Source organism: Thioalkalivibrio sp. ALE31 (assembly GCF_000377405.1).
In the GTDB taxonomy this organism is placed as follows: Bacteria; Pseudomonadota; Gammaproteobacteria; order Ectothiorhodospirales; family Ectothiorhodospiraceae; genus Thioalkalivibrio.
Genome location: NZ_KB905030.1, coordinates 21,189 through 36,977, shown reverse-complemented (window position 1 = coordinate 36,977; position 15,789 = coordinate 21,189). Strand labels below are relative to the sequence as shown.

Here is a 15,789-nt window from a genome sequence, read left to right as displayed (position 1 = left end):
CGCTGATGCTGCCGTCCAGGGTCGATGTCCTGGTGGTGGGGCTGGGGCCCGGCGGGGCCTCCGCCGCGCGCGTATGTGCCGCGGCGGGGCTGTCGGTGCTGGCGGTCGAGCGCAACAAGGCGTTTGGCGAGCCGGTGCAGTGCGCCGAGTTTATCCCCAACCCGATGGGCGCTTATGCAAAGCCCGAGGGCGTTCTGCTGCAGCGCATCGATTCCATGCAGAGCTTCCTGCCCTCCGGCACCGTCGAGCATTCCGACTTCCCCGGCCTGATGGTGGATCGCGGCGAGTTCGACCGCGCCATCATCCGAGCGGCCGAGGCGAATGGGGCGCAGCTGGTCACCTCCACGCCGCTGATGGCGGTGGATGCCGAGCGTCACGTCGCCCGGGTGAAACATCAGGGCGCGGAGCAGGAGGTCGGCTATCGCGTACTGATTGCCGCCGACGGTCCGCATTCTCCGGTCGCCGAATCGCTCGGCCTGGAGTCTCTGCCCACGGTGCAGACGCGCCAGTACACCGTGCCGCTGAAAAAGGCCTATACCGCAACCGATGTCTGGCTCTCCGACGATTATCCGGGTGGCTACGCGTGGCTGTTCCCCAAGGGGGAATGGGCCAACCTTGGTCTGGGCGCCGACAAGCGGATCGCCGGTGACCTTAAGGCCCCGCTGGAGTCCCTGCACGCCCAGCTTGTGGAGCAGGGCCTGCTGGGCGAAGAGATCCGCTATCGCACCGGCGGGGCGATCCCGGTCGGCGGCCTGCGGGAGTCGCTGGTGGCGGGGGATGTCCTGTTCGTCGGCGATGCCGCCGGGCTGACCCACCCCATCACCGGCGCCGGCATCGCCGCCGCCGTGGTGTCGGGCGAGGCCGCCGGCGAGGCCGCGATCGGCCACCTGGAAGGCGATGCCGAGGCCTTTGCCGACTACGACGAGGAGATGCGCGACCAGTACGGGCCGGCGCTGGAGCGGGCCTGCGAACGGCGTGCCTTCCTCAACGAACACTGGCGAACCCCGCGGGCGCAGGAAGACGCCACCCAGCGCCGCGGATGGATTGCATTTTCCGAGTATTTCAACGATGGTGACCGGGCCGCGTAATCGGACCCGGTCGACGGATGCCTGGCATCCCCGAGACAACGCTGGAGGAACCCCATGAGTGCAAGTGCAGAGGAGATGGTCGCGCCGATCAACTTTTACCGGCCCGACTATCACATCAAGACCCCGGACATGCGTTCGCCGGAGTACGTGCAGATGTCCACCGCGGCCGCGATCACGCTGGGCCTGGTGCCGGGCACCATGCATCGCACGTCCTGCACGCACTGCCTGAACCTCCTGGTGACCTATCCGGAAGGCTGCCGCGCCAACTGCTCCTACTGCGGCCTGGCCCGCCACCGCGAGGAATCGCGGGACTACGCCGATCGCAACTTCATCCGCGTCGACTGGCCGACCGCCAAGTACGACGAGGTGATCGAGCGCGTGAAGAATCATGCCGACGCCGGTCAGTTCGAGCGCATGTGCATCTCCATGATCACGCATCCGAACTCCGATGCCGACACCGTCGAGCTGCTGGAGCGCTGGGTCGCCGAGGTCAACCATATCCCGGTGTCGATCCTGTCGAACCCGACCACCATGAGCTATGAAGACCTCCAGCTCCTGCGCGACAAGGGCGCGGACATCTTCACCGTCGCGCTGGACGCGGTGACCCCGGAGATCTTCGAGCGCACCCGTGGCAAGTCGGTGGAGAGCCCGCATACCTGGGACAAGTACTGGCAGTCCATCGAGTGGGCCGCCGAGATCTTCGGCCCGGAGAAGTTCGGCGCGCACCTGATCTGCGGCATGGGCGAGACCGAGGAAGAGATCCTGCAGGTCTGCCAGCGCATCCGCGACCTGGGCGGTCATAACCACATGTTTGCCTTCTTCCCGGAAGAGGGCTCGCTGATGGAAGACTGGAACCCGGTCCCGCGTGACCAGTGGCGCCGCGTGCAGCTGGGCCGCTTCGTCATCGACTACGCCGGTGGCCGCATCGACGACATGAAGTTCAACGCCGACGGCCAGGTGGTGGACTTCGGTCTGCCGCAGTCCGAGGTCGAGGAACTGATCGCCTCCGGCAAGCCGTTCCAGACCTCCGGCTGCCCCGGCAAGTCGGACGAAGAGGTCTCGGCCTGCAATCGCCCTTACGGCGATTCCAGCCCGACGGACATCCTGTCGTTCCCGTTCGCGCTGAACAGCAGCGACGTCGGGTTCGTCAAGCGGCAGATGGCCGGGGAAGACGTCGGCACCTTCGACTTCGACGCCGACGAGGCGGAAGACGAGAAGACAGCCTGAAAACGATAGTGGTAGTATCCAGCGAAAGCCCCGGCATCCCCGGGGCTTTCGCACGTCAGGGGATCAATAAGACTTTTTGAATATTCAGGTTTCGAGCAGGGTTATCAAGGCCATTCCGAAGAGTGCCCTTGAACAGACCTGCCGAAAAACTCGCGACACGGTCGGTCACCGTGGCGCGGGCCGTGGGGACACCACCAAGACCGGACCGGCGGCATTACAAGGGGGCCGCGCGTAACCGGGGTGTTCGCACAACACAACAAGAAGACCACCAAAGGAGATACAAAATGGAAGCACGCATCATTCGCCGCAGCCTGGTGACGATCGCGGTCGGCCTGGCCATGGGCTCCGCCGGCGTCGCGCACGCCACCAACGGCTACTTCGCCCACGGCTACGGCACCAAGGCCAAGGGCATGGGGGGCGTCGGGATGGCGATCTCCCAGGACGCCTATGCCCCGGGCATCAACCCCGCCGGCATCGCCGGCATGGAAACCCGCATCGACGGCTCCCTCGCCTACTTCCGCCCCGAGCGGTCCTACACGGCTGGACAGCCGCAAGGGCAGGGACCTTTCCCGCTTGCACCTGGTGAGGTGGAAAGTGGGAGCAAGAATTTCTTCATTCCGTCTCTGGGGTATGTTCAGCAAATCGATGACACGCGGTCTTGGGGTATAGCGCTACTGGGCAATGGCGGGCTAAATACGGATTACCCTAATGTCAATAATGGCCCGGGCGCGCCCACCGGCACGTTTGGCGGTGGGCCAGCAGGGGTGAATCTCGAGCAGCTGGCCATTATCCCGACGTATGCACAGAAATTTGCCGACGGACGGGTCAGTGTCGGCGTTAGCCCGATCGTGAGCTATTCGCGATTCAAGGCAACGGGACTCCAAGGGTTTGGGGATTTTAGTTCAGATCCGGGCAACCTTAGCGACAACGGTACCGATTCGGCCTGGGGCTACGGCGGTCAGATTGGCTTCCAGGCTGAAGTGGCTGATGGCGTAGTGGTGGGTGCGAATTATCGATCCAAGATTCGTAACGGTGATTTCGACGACTACAGTGGTCTGTTCGCGGAAGGTGGAAGTTTCGATATTCCGTCGACTTGGGGTGCGGGCATCTCGTTCGATGTAACGCCTAGCATCACGATCGCTGCTGACTATCAGCGAATCAACTACTCGGATGTGGATGCAGTTTCCAACCCCTTCTCTAACCTCTTCAATAGCCCCGAAGCCATTGGCATGATGGGTGGCGATCCCGCAACCGGAGACCCGGAAGCTCGACTTGGAGGGCAGAATGGTCCCGGGTTCGGATGGCGAGACATCAACGTCTTTAAAATCGGTGCCCAATTTGAAGCTGGCAATGACTGGACGTGGCGAGTTGGCTACAACCGTGGCCAGAACCCGGTTCGCTCGGATGATGTTTTGATTAATATCCTCGCACCGGCCGTGATGGAAGATCATTTCACGGCAGGCTTTACCAAGGGCTTTGGTGACAACCACGAACTCAACTTCGCTGCGATGTACGCGCCAAGGAAGAGTGTGAGTGGTACCAACCCGTTGGACGGTCAGGATATCAAGATCGAGATGCGTCAGTACGAGCTCGAGATCGGGTACGCGTACCGGTTCTGATCGGGAGGTCCGGGGCGGTCGCCTGACCGCCGCGGACTTCGGTGTCGTGTGCCCGGGAGGGCGCACCGGTCTTGAGGGGAAGGCCGGGTCCGCCAGGGCAGGCGGGTGATGCCGAGGTCCGTGACGCACTGGGGGTGCGTCCCGGGCCCTTCTTTCTGTCGAGCATTCCGCTCGGATTTACCTGAGAATTCAAAGGAGGATGCCATGCGAGCAATCCACGCCTTGCGCGGGAGTGTCCGCGCCGTCGGCATGGTCGCGGCGGTTGCGCTGTTCGCGGCGAGCCAGACCGTGGCGGCGGACAACTACCGTCCGTTCGTGCTGGCCTACACCGAATCGGGGACGGATGTCTCCGCCGAGGCCGCCAGTGTGCGGGAACGCCTGGAGGGGGCCGACTTCCGGTTCCTGGGCGAATATCCGGTCAGTGACGACCGGCATGTGGTCGTGGTGACCCACGATGATCTGCTGTCGGTGGCCGGCTCCGAGGCACGCGGTGGCTACATCGCCCCGATCCGTGTGTCCGTGACGGCCGTCGATGGCGAACTGCAAGTGAGTTACAACAACCTGGAGTATTTCCGTCATGCCTACCGTCTGGATGCGCCGGTATCCGGCGTCAGCGACCGGCTGGCCAGTACCCTCGGAGCGGAGCGCGACTTCGGGTCCGAGGACGGCATGAGCGAGCGCGACCTGAATCGCTATCGCTACACCTTCGGCATGGAGCGCTTCGATGCGCCCTACGAGCTGGCCAGCCATGGCAACCGGAGGAGTGCGTTGAGCGAGCTGGACAGCAACCTGGGCAACCGGGTCGCGGGGGTCAGCGAGATCTACCGGGTGGATATCCCGGGCCAGGACGTGACCGTGATCGGTGTGGCCGTGCGCGAGTCCGACGGGGCGGCCCAGGACTCGGCCGATCTGCACCAGCTTGGCATCGTGGACGTGGGCGAGTTCCGCCATACCGCGACGGTGCCGATCGAGATCCTGGTCCGCGGCGGCGAGGTCGAGGCCCTGCACATGCGTTTCCGCAAGGCCCTGCACTTCCCGGATCTGCGCATGCTGGGTGACAACAGCTTCATGCGGCTGCGCAGCTCGCCCGGTGCGCTGGAAGAGACCCTGAAGGAAGTCGCGGGTTACGAAGAAGAGGATACCGGCTTCGAGTGGTAAGACCGCTGGAGACCGCCTGCGCCATGGAACGGCGCAAGGGTGCGCGGAATTCCCGCGTAGCCCACTCAAGAACCCCGGTCCGCCGGGGTTTTTTTACGATCCGGACATGCACTTGTTTTATGCTCCCGCAACATTCGCGGCAGGACGCACATCCATGAAATCGATGAAGATCGCCAACATTGGCGAGATCCGCAACGAACTCAACAAGTACAAGAAGGGCAAGAAGCTCGATATCCACCAGTTCAACCAGGTGGCGCGCCTGGCCTGGCTGGGCAAGATCGTGATGCAGCCGCTCGATCTGGAAGACCCGGACTGCAAGTCCTTCCTGGTATATATCCAGGAGCCGGAAGAGCTGGCCGCACATTTCCTCGATACCGACCAGGAACTGACCGGCGGCATCCACATCATCGATGGCGAGCAGGCGATGGCCATGGTCGAGATCATGCGCAGCGGGGTCGAGGAGCGCGCCAAGCTGTACGAGGATCTCTCCCGCAGTGACTTCTATTTCCGCTATTTCTACCAGCCCGGCCAGGAGGACAAGGCAGACGACTCCAGTGCCGGACAGGACAAGCCCGAGGGCTGACACTTGGTCGCATCCACGGTAACCCCGGAGTGGATCGACGCCGGGGCCCGATCCGCCGAAGAACTCCACGCGCTGTATACCGGTCTTGCGGCCTCCACCGCTCCGGATGCGCCCCCGCGTATCCTGTGGGTGCACGCGCACGAGCCGCATATCTCGATCGGGGCCAGCCAGGACGCGGAATCCGACCTGGACCTGGCTGCCTGCGCCGAACAGGGTGTGCCGGTCGTGCGGCGTCCACTGGGCGGTGGCTCGGTCTGGGTGGACGCCGACCAGGCCTGTTTCTTCCTGATCCAGCCGCGCCAGGTGCTGGCCCGTGGGCATCGCCACCTCTTCGCCGTGGGACTGGGCATCGCCATGGATGTGCTGCGCGCGCTCGGTCTGGAGGGTGTGGAGGCCCGGGGCCAGGATGTCTGGGTCCAGGGGCGCAAGATCATGGGGACCGGGGCCGCAACGCTCGATGAGGGCTGTGTGTTCGGCGCCAGTTTCCTGCGACATTTCCCGGTCGAGCGCTTCCTCGCCTGCGTGTATGCCCCCAGCGAGGGCTACCGTGACTGGTTGCGCCCGGCGCTGGAGACGGGCATGACCGACTGCGCCCGCCAGTGTCCGCAGGTCCCCGCGCCCGCGCAGGTCGAGGCGGCCCTCCAGGGTGTCCTGGAACGCCGTTTCGGCATTCCGGCACGCCGGATCGAGCCGGACCGGGCGACCCTCGAGCAGTGGCTGGCGCTGGGGCGCGAGGAGCTGACGGACCTCGCCGACGGGCAGGGATCGCCGTCGGTGCGCGATGGCATCCGCGTGAACCGCGACAATCACGTGTTCGAGACCCGCGGGGCCTGCGGGCGCCTGCGCCTGCACGTCGAGGGGTCGCATATCGCGCGGATCTGGTGCGAGGATGCGGCCACCACCGCCATCCTGGAGGAGTGTCTGGTCGGTGAATCGCCGGAACGCCTGCGCGTACGCTCGCGTCTGAACGGCCAGCTTGATGCCCGCATGGTGGACGAGATCAGTGCCCGCATCGACGGGCTTTATCGCGGAATCGCAGCGGCCTGACAGGCCCCGGTCCCGAGCCCCCTCCCCACGAACGCCGGAGAAGCCGCATGTCCGAACCGACGATCGAACGCCGCCTGGAGAAACGCCTGATCCTGATGACCCAGGACGGCGCGATGGCCGAGCGCCTGCAGGCCCAGCTGCCGCCGGAGTGGCAGTTGCACCAGGTCACCGACCTGGATGAGCTCGGGCCTTGGAACGAGATCCTGCTGTACCGATTCCTGCTGCTGGACCTGGACGAGATCGAGGCCTTTGATCCGCTCGACGTGATCCGGATGCTGCGCATGGAATACCAGATCAACCTTCCGGTATTCTGCTTTGGTGGCGATCAGGACATCCAGGATGAAATGCGCCTGGCCCGCGCCGATCGCTTCTTCGGGCGCGATGAGATGATCGACAAGTTGCCCGAATTCGTCCGCCAGTACGACTGGTAGCCATCGGCCCGCGCGGGGCCTGGCGCCGCGAGGTTTGTTGCAGGGAGATCGTCGAATGGACCCCATCATCCGGGTGCGCGAGTTGTACAAGGTCTTTGGCCCGAACCCGCAGGAGGGTCTGCGGCTGATCGAGGACGGGCTCGACAAGGACACCATCTTTGAGCGTACCGGCAACACGGTGGGCGTGAAGGACTGCAACCTGGATATCGCCGAAGGCGAGATCTTCGTGGTGATGGGGCTGTCCGGGTCCGGCAAGTCCACCCTGGTGCGGCTGCTGAACCGCCTGATCGAGCCGACCGCGGGAACGGTCGAGGTCCGCGGGCGCGATGTCACGCGCATGAGTCAGCGCGAGCTGATCCGGCTGCGCAGCGAGGATCTGGCGATGGTGTTCCAGTCCTTCGCGCTGATGCCGCACAAGACCGTGATCGACAACGCTGCGCTGGGGCTGGAGATCGCCGGCGTGGGCCGCGCCCGGCGCCGCGAGCGCGCGCTGGAGGCGCTCGACCAGGTTGGTCTGAAGGCCCATGCCCGCAGTTATCCCGACGAACTCTCCGGCGGCATGCAGCAGCGCGTGGGACTGGCGCGGGCGCTGGCGACCGACCCCTCCATCATGCTGATGGACGAGGCCTTCTCCGCGCTGGACCCCCTCATCCGTACCGAGATGCAGGACCGGCTGCTGGATCTGCAGCGCGAGCACCGGCGTACCGTGGTGTTCATCTCCCACGACCTGGACGAGGCCATCCGCATCGGCGATCGCATCGCCATCATGCAGGGCGGCGAGGTGGTGCAGGTTGGCACGCCCAAGGAGATCATCCTCGATCCAGCCAACGAATACGTGCGTTCGTTCTTTCACGGGGTGGACATCACCCAGGTGTTCCAGGCGCGCGACATCATGGACAGCGAGACCATCCCCGTCCTCGCGGCGGATACCACGGCCGGCGAGGCCCGTAGCCGCATTGCGCGCGTGCCCGGCAACGAGGCCGTGATCGTCGATGCCGCGGGGCGTTTCCAGTCCGTGGTTCAGGCCAAGCGCCTGGGCGAGCTGACCGTGGACCGCCCCGCGAGCGAGGTGGCCGTGGAGGTCGAGCCGGTGGGCGAGGACACGCCTCTCGCGAATCTCCCGGGCCGGGCGGCGCAGGCGCCAGTGTCCATCCCGGTAGTGGATGCGGAAGGACAGTTCCGGGGGCTGGTGACCCTGCAGCGCCTGGTCGAGGCCCTCGATCGCAGTCGGAACGCGGCCGCCGCGAACGGAGATCACTGACATGGAAGGACGCATCAACATCCCCGTGGGGGACTGGATCGAGACCGCGGTCGACTGGATCCTCGACAATCTGGAGCCCGCGCTGGACGGCATCGCCTGGTTCCTGGGGCTGCTGACCAACTCCTTCGAGGGGGCGCTGCTGGCGATCCCGGCGTGGCTGCTGGTGCTGATCCTGGTCGGGCTCAGCTGGTGGCGGGTTAGCTGGCGCTTCGGCATCTTCGCCATCGTGGCGCTGGGGCTGATCCTGGGGATGGACCTGTGGGAGCCCACGATCAAGACGCTGTCGCTGGTGCTCGCGGCGACCGCCGTCGCGCTGGCGATCGGCATGCCGGTGGGTGTGGCGATGGCGCGCAGCGACTGGGTCGAGGCGTCGATCCGTCCGGTGCTGGACCTGATGCAGACCATGCCGCCGTTCGTCTATCTGATCCCGGCGGCGATCTTCTTCGGGCTGGGCACCGTGCCGGGTGCGATCGCCACGGTGGTGTTCTGCATGCCGCCGGTGGTGCGCCTGACCAACCTTGGTATTCGCCAGGTCAACCGCGAGCAGATCGAGGCGGGGCTGGCGTTTGGTTGCAATCGGCGCCAGCTTCTGACCAAGATTCAGTTACCTCTGGCGATGCCGTCCATCATGGCCGGCATCAACCAGACCATCATGCTGGCACTCTCCATGGTGGTGATCGCGTCGATGATCGGTGCCGGCGGGCTCGGCAATACCGTGCTGACCGGTATCCAGCGGCTCGATGTCGGGCTGGGGTTCGAGGGCGGCCTGGGCGTCGTGATCCTCGCCATCCTGCTCGACCGGATCACCCAGAGCGTAGGGCTGCGGCGCAAGGCGAGCGGCTGATTCGGGCTCGTGCGCGGCGCCATCCGTTTCACTCGAAGGAAGGAGTAGCAAGATGAACAAGACACTGACTTCAACCCTGCTGGGCGGCGTGCTGGCCGCCTCCATGGGCCTGTCCACCGCGCAGGCCGACGATATCCAGATTGGCTGGACTGCGTGGTCCGATGCCGAGTTCGTGACCAAGCTGGCCGAGCGGGTCATCGAGGACGAAATGGGCTATTCGGTCGAGCTGATTCAGACCGACATCGCCCCGCAGTATCAGGGCCTGGCCTCCGGCGATATCGACATGATGCTGATGGCCTGGCTGCCGGGTACCCATGCCGACTACATGGAGCGCGTCGGGCAGGACGTGGTGAACCTCGGCCCGTTGTACGGCAATGCCCGCCTGGGCTGGGTGGTGCCGGACTACGTGCCCGAGGATGAACTCGGCTCTATCGAGGATCTGAAGAAGGACTCGGTCCGCGATCGCCTGGACGGCCGCATTACCGGGATCGACCCCGGCGCGGGCCTGACCCGGCTCTCGGAAGAGGCCCTCGAGACCTACGGCCTGGACGGCTACAGCCTGCAGATCTCCTCCGGGGCGGGCATGACCTCCGCGCTGGACCGGGCGATCCGTCGTGATGAATGGATCGTCGTCACTGGCTGGAGCCCGCACTGGAAGTTCGGCGCCTACGACCTGCGCTACCTGGAAGACCCGGATGAGGCCCTGGGCGGCTTCGAGCGTATCCATGCCCTGGCCCGCGAGGGCTTCGCCGAGGAGTATCACGATGTCGCGATGATGATCTCGCGCATGCACCTGAACCTGGACGTGCTGGAAGAGGCGATGTTCTACGCCCAGGAGAACTCCTACGCTGAGGCCGTGGACCGCTTCATCGAGGACCACCCGGAGTACGTGCAGTACTGGGTGACCGGCGTGATCGACTGATCAGCACGGACTACCCGCAGCACCCGAAAGCCCCGCCCCGGTGGGGCTTTCTTCGTTCAGGCCACTGCATTTTGTTTCACCACGAAGCGCACGAAGGCACGAAGAAGGGCAAGGGCTATTGCAGCACGGAGGGGGCGGAGGGCACGAACAGCACGGAGAAGTTCGGTTCAGGGGCGGACGACGGGGCGAATGGAACACGTTGTCGGCATTCTCCGGTCACGATGAAGATTGGCGGGCGTCCGGGATGGCGGGGGCGGGTGCTTTGAGCGGGCCGCTACTGTGGCTGGTCCAGAAACGCGAAAGGCCCCGGGCGGGTCGCCGCGGGGCCTTTGAGTGACGCGCCCCGGGACGAGCCGCGGGGTGGGGCGATCCGGGATCAGCCGATCCAGGCGTGCTCCAGCACGTCGATGCGGATCTTCTCGTGGAAGGTCTCGCCATTGCCCTCGATCACCAGGTCGCCAATGCGGGTGCCGGCGGTATCAAAGCTGAACTTGCAATCGAAGGTACCCGGCAGGGACACGCTGCCCTCGCACAGGGTTTCGCCTTCCACCGAGAACTTGCAGCTGGCGCTGCCGGAGCCGTTCAGCATGGCCTGGACCCGGAATTCCTCGTTGATCGGACGGCGGTACACGTTCGGGTCGCGGTTCGGGTTGTACTGCAGGTTGTTCAGCTTGACGAGTTTGACAAGTTTCATACCGGGTCCTCTGTTGAAGCGCTGAATCCGAGTGACGGGCGCCTTTGCACGCCCAACCCCGCAGCCGTGGGGCGTTTGGTTCATGCAAGTGCGCAGGTTCGATAGAATATAAACAGCAAATGATACAACAAAGCCTGCGCGAACACGATTGGCCGCCCGCCCAGCGCGCTGGAGGGTAACGCTGCGCACGCGCATACACCAGTCCCTGCCGGAGATCCCATGAAGAACCTGATCAACCGCATCCGCGGTGTGGAACGCGATGTCATCGAGAAGCCGGGGGACGCGGGCGGTGCCCCCTTCTACAAGCCCCAGGGTGACGAGATCGAGATCTTTCAGGCGGCGTACTCGAAGCGCCTGCCGGTGATGCTCAAGGGCCCGACCGGCTGCGGCAAGACCCGCTTTCTGGAGCACGTGGCGCACACCCTCGGCCAGCCGCTGGTGACCGTCTCCTGCCACGAGGACCTGACCAGCTCCGATCTGGTCGGCCGCTTCCTGCTGGAAGGCGAGGAGACCGTCTGGCAGGACGGCCCGCTGACCCGTTCGGTCAAGGAGGGCGCGATCTGCTACCTCGACGAGATCGTCGAGGCACGTACCGACACCACCGTGGTCATTCACCCGCTGACCGACCACCGCCGCCAGCTCCCGCTGGACAAGAAGTCCCAGATCATCGACGCGCACGAGGACTTCATGCTGGTGATCTCCTACAACCCGGGATATCAGACCGTGCTGAAGGATCTGAAGCCCTCGACCAAGCAGCGCTTTGTCGGCATCCACTTTGACTACCCGGCCGAGGATGTCGAGCGCGAGATCGTGGCCAAGGAATCCGGCGGCCTGGATGCCGACCGCGTGGAAAAACTCGTGGCGGCCGGGCGCAAGGCCCGGGCCCTGAAGGACCATGGGCTGGAAGAGGCGACCTCCACCCGAGCACTCGCCTATGCCGGCGAACTGATGCAGGCCGGTCTGAGCCCGCGTGTGGCCTGCCGTGCCGCGATGATCGCCCCGATCACCGACGACCCCGAGCTGATCCAGGCGCTGGAAGAGATCTTCGACGCCCACTTCCCCGAGTCCGAAGCCGCGTGAGCGATATCGCGACCAACGGCGGCGCGAAACCGGAGGCGGAAGAACTCGTCGAGATCGAGGAAATCCTCCAGCACCTGGAGGACATCAGCTTCGTCGCCCACCGCGACACGAAGGAAGCCCTGCCGGCTATCCGCCCGTTCGGCGCCACCAGTGCGCGGCGCTGGATCGAGACGGCCCGCGACCTGTTCTTCCATGACCGGGAGTCGGGCAAGAGCTTCATGCGCCACTCGGCGCGACTCGCCGAGCACATGCAGACGGTGGAGCTGTGGCTGGAGCAGGCGGCCCGCTTCAAGGAGTGGGTCAACTCGAACTATGCCCTGGAAGGCTTCATGGCCCAGGCCGATCGCGTGTATGACGCCTGGGGCGAGGCCGGCGAGCGCGAGTGGGCCGAGATCGGCCTGCGCTGGTGCGCGCGCAGTCTCCCGGATGCCCGGGCCTATTTCGAGACCGACTTCGAGAAGCTCGCCGGCGGGCGTGGCATCGACGGCCTGCGCGCCCTGATCGAGCCGGCCGAGACCCTGTTCGACGAGCGCGGCCTGACCCTGGATGCCTACCTCGAGGGTGCGCCGATCGCCCGCAACCTGGTCGGCGACCAGGGCCTGCTGTCCTGGGCGCGACGCGGCGCGGACCTGCTGAAGGCCGGGCGCTCGCGCGGCGAGGCGTACTTTCGCCTGGAGAGCGACGAGAGCCTGAAGCTGCTGCTGGAGGCGTTGCCGGGCTTTCGCCCGCGCATGCACGGGCGCTTCCTGCGCCTGGTGCTGATGGCCTGGCTGGACGCCGACATCCCGCTGGCCGATTCCAGCTGGAAGCCGGGCGAGGGCCGTCCGATGCTCGAGACCGATGGCCGGCGCCTGTTCATGCCGGCGGTAATGGACTCGCGCGAGGAGGCGATCGTCGCCACCCAGCATGCGGCCGCGCATCTCGCCTTCGATACCTATGCGCACAGCGAGGTGGAGCGGCTGTTCGCACGCGCGGGTGCCGAGCATCCACCGCTGGACGACAAGTCGCGCATCACCTGGCGCCCGCTGTTCGCGCCCTTCGAGGCGCGCATGTTCCGCTTCCAAGTGCTGTTCGACCTGGCCGAAGACCTGCGCGTAAACGCGCGCCTGGCCCCGCGCATACCGAACTTCCTGCCACGCCTGGTGGCGCTGGCCGAGGTCCACGGTCGCCCGGAGGGCGTGGCCGGCGTCTATTTCGACTTCGCACTGAAGGCCCACCAGGCCCTGCTGCGCGACGAGCCGCAGGACCCGCGTCTGGCGCGTGTGCTGGAGCCGGACGCGGACGTCGTAACCGCCTGGGCGGTCGGCGAGGAGCTGTTCGCCGACGAGGCCTTCCCCGAGATCACCATCGAGGATCGCGCCGAGGCCTATCTGCCCGGGCTGTCGCTGAACCAGTCGCTGCCGGTGTATCCGCAGCGCAAACGCGACGGCAGCCTGGCCGACTTCCGCGACCACGAGGCGCACGACGAGCACAAGTTCGAGCACCAGAAACAGGAAGAGCAGCCGCAGCAGGCCCCGGAGCAGGCGCAGAAGGACCCGGACGCCGACATCCAGACCCCGCAGCAGGAGACTTCCGGCACCGGCGGGCGCATCGGCACGGGCATCCCGCAGCCGGCGCAGGTGGCCAAGCGCGCCGCGCCCTACACCCCGAAGAAGGACGGCATCCCGTATCCGGAGTGGGACTACCGCGAGCAGCGCTACATCTCCGACTGGGTGAACCTCTACGAGCGGGTTCTGGACGACGAGGACCCGGAGCGGGCGGCCACGATCCTGTCGGAGAACGCCGATACCCTGAAGCGCCTGACCCGCGGCCTGGAGATGCAGCGCCCGATGCGCCTGGCGCCGCTGAGGAAACAGCTCGACGGTGACGAACTGGATACCGAGGCGGTGATCGACTACATCGCCGACAAGAAGGCGGGGCTGTCGCCCAAGGCCTTCATCTACCGCCGCCGTGCGGTGCAGCACCGCGATACCGCCGTGCTGATGCTGGCGGACATGTCCACCTCGATCATGGCGCGCCACCCGGGCGGGCAGGGCAAGATCGTCGACCGCGTGCGCGAGGGGATGATGCTGTTCGCCGAGGCGATCGAGAAGGTCGGCGACCCCTACGCGATTTCCGGCTTCGCCTCCAAGCAGCGCGACCAGGTCAACTACTACTGGCTGAAGGACTTCAACGAGGACCTGAACGACACCGTCCGCGCCCGCATCGCCGGGGTTTCCGGGCGTCTGGCCTCGCGTATGGGCGCGGGCATTCGGCACTCGCTGGAGGCATTCCGGCGCAGCTCGGCCCAGCGCCGACTGCTGCTGATCCTGTCCGACGGCCGCCCGGCCGACTACGACGACGGCGGCGATCAGCGCTACCTGCACGAGGACACGCGCATGGCGATGAAGGAGGCGGTGGACGCCGGCGTCCACCCCTTCTGCATCACCCTGGACCCGTCCGGTTCGGAATACCTGCCGGCGATCTTCGGTCCCGGCCACTACACCATCATCGACCACGTGGACGAGCTGCCGCGCCGTCTGCCCGAGATCTACCTGAGGCTGCGCCAGTGAGTGCCACCCCCGAATCCATCGATGCATCCACCGGGGCCGCGGCCCGGCACTCGGAGCCGGCCCGTCGTCATGCCACGTTGCTGCATGCCCCGCGCTATCGCGGGCACAGCTACGGCGACAACCACCCGCTCGGGATCCCGCGCGTCTCGCTGACCATCGACCTGATCGAGGCCTATGACGCGATCACGCCGCAGGAGATGGCCGTATCGCGCAAGGCACAGCCGGCCGAGCTCGAATGGTTTCACACCCGCGAGTACGTCGCCGCGATGCAGCGCGCCGAGGCGCTGGGCAAGGTCTTCCAGCGCTACCGCGACCGCCACAACATCGGCAACTTCGAGAACCCGTTCTTCGCCGGTTTCTTCGCTACTCCGGCGACTGCCACCTGGGGCTCCATCCAGGGGGCCGAGGTGGTGCTGGGCGGGCGCATGGCCTTCAACCCGGCCGGTGGCATGCATCACGCCGCCCCCGACCAGGCGCGCGGCTTTTGCTACTTCAACGACCCGGCGCTGGCCATCCTGCGCCTGCGCCAGGCCGGGCAGCGCGTGCTGTATCTGGATATCGACGCCCACCACGGCGACGGGGTCGAGGCCGCGTTCACCGACGACCCGGACGTGCTCACCGTCTCCCTGCACATGGACACCGAATACGGCTACCCCTTCGAGGGCGGGCGCATCGAGGACACCGGACCGCTGGGCAACGCCGTGAACCTGCCGCTGCCCAAGGAGACCAACGACACGGAGTTCCGCGCCGCCTTCACGGCCGTCTGGGAGGCCGTGCGCACCCGCTGGCAGCCGGATGCGGTCGTGGTCCAGGCCGGGACCGATGCGCTGCTGCCGGACCCGCTCGGCAAGTTCGGCATCTCCACCCAGTGCTTTCTCCAGTGCATCGACGACGTAATCGAGACCAGCCCGCGCCACGCCGACGGCACGCCGAGGCTCCTGGTGCTCGGAGGCGGCGGTTATCACCCGCTGGCGCTGGCGCGCTGCTGGACCGGGGTCTGGGCCCTGCTGACTGGCCGCGAGCTCCCCGCCGCGATCCCGGAGGCCGGCCAGAACCTGCTGCGCGAGGTCGACTGGGACATGGACGAGGAGGAGGACTGGTACGAGAACCTGTTCGTCTCCCGCCTCGACGCCGACCGCTCGGGCCCGGTCCGTCCTGAACTCAACGCCCGCCTGGAGCACCTTTTAGCCACGCATCCTTTGTTCGCGCAAGGCTGACTGCGGCGGAGTGAGGCGGGGTGGGAGTAGCCCGGCCCACCTGCGGGTTTTCGCAAATCCCGTCGG

General features: G+C 66.0%; 14 protein-coding genes. 13 read left to right on the top strand and 1 reads right to left on the bottom strand.

Features of this window, described 5'->3' with window-relative positions; all coding sequences use genetic code 11:
* Positions 1-5 precede the first annotated feature (5 nt).
* From D103_RS0112670 to D103_RS0112625, 10 genes are all read left to right on the top strand, one after another.
* Positions 6-1,088: an NAD(P)/FAD-dependent oxidoreductase gene (locus D103_RS0112670; RefSeq protein WP_018877056.1), complete on the top strand. Its 1,083-nt coding sequence runs from the start codon at positions 6-8 to the stop codon at positions 1,086-1,088.
* 54 nt (positions 1,089-1,142) lie between these two features.
* Positions 1,143-2,315 carry a radical SAM protein gene (locus D103_RS0112665; protein WP_018867543.1) on the top strand — a complete coding sequence of 391 codons (1,173 nt, stop codon included), beginning with the start codon at positions 1,143-1,145 and terminating at the stop codon, positions 2,313-2,315.
* 284 nt (positions 2,316-2,599) lie between these two features.
* Complete coding sequence (locus tag D103_RS0112660) at positions 2,600-3,934, top strand: OmpP1/FadL family transporter (RefSeq protein WP_018877055.1); 1,335 nt, start codon at positions 2,600-2,602, stop codon at positions 3,932-3,934.
* 204 nt (positions 3,935-4,138) lie between these two features.
* A complete protein-coding gene (locus D103_RS0112655) occupies positions 4,139-5,092 on the top strand; it encodes a hypothetical protein (protein WP_018877054.1) in 954 nt (317 codons plus the stop codon).
* A gap of 154 nt (positions 5,093-5,246) precedes the next feature.
* Positions 5,247-5,675 carry a hypothetical protein gene (locus D103_RS0112650; protein WP_018867540.1) on the top strand — a complete coding sequence of 143 codons (429 nt, stop codon included), beginning with the start codon at positions 5,247-5,249 and terminating at the stop codon, positions 5,673-5,675.
* 3 nt (positions 5,676-5,678) lie between these two features.
* Positions 5,679-6,722, top strand: coding sequence for a lipoate--protein ligase family protein (locus D103_RS0112645; protein ID WP_018877053.1), 1,044 nt, complete (start codon positions 5,679-5,681; stop codon positions 6,720-6,722).
* A gap of 47 nt (positions 6,723-6,769) precedes the next feature.
* Positions 6,770-7,153, top strand: a complete 384-nt coding sequence (locus tag D103_RS0112640; RefSeq protein ID WP_018877052.1) for a hypothetical protein — start codon at positions 6,770-6,772, stop codon at positions 7,151-7,153.
* Positions 7,154-7,208: 55 nt separating this feature from the next.
* A complete protein-coding gene (gene proV, locus D103_RS0112635; protein WP_018867537.1) occupies positions 7,209-8,414 on the top strand; it encodes a glycine betaine/L-proline ABC transporter ATP-binding protein ProV in 1,206 nt (401 codons plus the stop codon).
* Between the two features lies 1 nt (position 8,415).
* On the top strand, positions 8,416-9,258 hold the full coding sequence (locus tag D103_RS0112630) for a proline/glycine betaine ABC transporter permease (RefSeq protein ID WP_018877051.1): 843 nt from the start codon (positions 8,416-8,418) through the stop codon (positions 9,256-9,258).
* A 52-nt stretch (positions 9,259-9,310) separates the two neighbouring features.
* On the top strand, positions 9,311-10,180 hold the full coding sequence (locus D103_RS0112625; RefSeq protein ID WP_018877050.1) for a glycine betaine ABC transporter substrate-binding protein: 870 nt from the start codon (positions 9,311-9,313) through the stop codon (positions 10,178-10,180).
* Positions 10,181-10,556: 376 nt separating this feature from the next.
* Here the strand turns inward: D103_RS0112625 and D103_RS0112620 are convergent, their stop codons facing one another.
* Complete coding sequence (locus tag D103_RS0112620; RefSeq protein WP_018877049.1) at positions 10,557-10,874, bottom strand: hypothetical protein; 318 nt, start codon at positions 10,872-10,874, stop codon at positions 10,557-10,559.
* Positions 10,875-11,093: 219 nt separating this feature from the next.
* Between D103_RS0112620 and D103_RS0112615 the strand changes: the two genes are divergently transcribed.
* Genes D103_RS0112615 through D103_RS0112605 form a run of 3 tightly spaced genes read left to right on the top strand, consistent with a single transcriptional unit; the run spans position 11,094 to position 15,723 of the window.
* Positions 11,094-11,954, top strand: coding sequence for a CbbQ/NirQ/NorQ/GpvN family protein (locus D103_RS0112615; RefSeq protein ID WP_018867533.1), 861 nt, complete (start codon positions 11,094-11,096; stop codon positions 11,952-11,954).
* Positions 11,951-14,506 (top strand): nitric oxide reductase activation protein NorD, encoded by a 2,556-nt coding sequence (locus D103_RS0112610; protein ID WP_018877048.1) that lies wholly within the window; start codon positions 11,951-11,953, stop codon positions 14,504-14,506. Before D103_RS0112615 ends, D103_RS0112610 begins: the two co-directional genes overlap by 4 nt.
* Positions 14,503-15,723, top strand: a complete 1,221-nt coding sequence (locus D103_RS0112605; protein ID WP_018877047.1) for an acetoin utilization protein AcuC — start codon at positions 14,503-14,505, stop codon at positions 15,721-15,723. The genes D103_RS0112610 and D103_RS0112605 overlap by 4 nt, the downstream gene beginning before the upstream one ends.
* The last annotated feature ends 66 nt before the right edge of the window (positions 15,724-15,789 follow it).

Excerpts from the sequence above, each read along its gene's own strand:
- D103_RS0112670 (WP_018877056.1), top strand. The coding sequence starts at position 6 with ATGCTGCCGTCCAGGGTCGATGTCCTGGTGGTGGGGCTGGGGCCCGGC.
- D103_RS0112665 (WP_018867543.1), top strand. The coding sequence starts at position 1,143 with ATGAGTGCAAGTGCAGAGGAGATGGTCGCGCCGATCAACTTTTACCGG.
- D103_RS0112660 (WP_018877055.1), top strand. The coding sequence starts at position 2,600 with ATGGAAGCACGCATCATTCGCCGCAGCCTGGTGACGATCGCGGTCGGC.
- D103_RS0112655 (WP_018877054.1), top strand. The coding sequence starts at position 4,139 with ATGCGAGCAATCCACGCCTTGCGCGGGAGTGTCCGCGCCGTCGGCATG.
- D103_RS0112650 (WP_018867540.1), top strand. The coding sequence starts at position 5,247 with ATGAAATCGATGAAGATCGCCAACATTGGCGAGATCCGCAACGAACTC.
- D103_RS0112640 (WP_018877052.1), top strand. The coding sequence starts at position 6,770 with ATGTCCGAACCGACGATCGAACGCCGCCTGGAGAAACGCCTGATCCTG.
- proV (WP_018867537.1), top strand. The coding sequence starts at position 7,209 with ATGGACCCCATCATCCGGGTGCGCGAGTTGTACAAGGTCTTTGGCCCG.
- D103_RS0112630 (WP_018877051.1), top strand. The coding sequence starts at position 8,416 with ATGGAAGGACGCATCAACATCCCCGTGGGGGACTGGATCGAGACCGCG.
- D103_RS0112625 (WP_018877050.1), top strand. The coding sequence starts at position 9,311 with ATGAACAAGACACTGACTTCAACCCTGCTGGGCGGCGTGCTGGCCGCC.
- D103_RS0112620 (WP_018877049.1), bottom strand. The coding sequence starts at position 10,874 with ATGAAACTTGTCAAACTCGTCAAGCTGAACAACCTGCAGTACAACCCG.
- D103_RS0112615 (WP_018867533.1), top strand. The coding sequence starts at position 11,094 with ATGAAGAACCTGATCAACCGCATCCGCGGTGTGGAACGCGATGTCATC.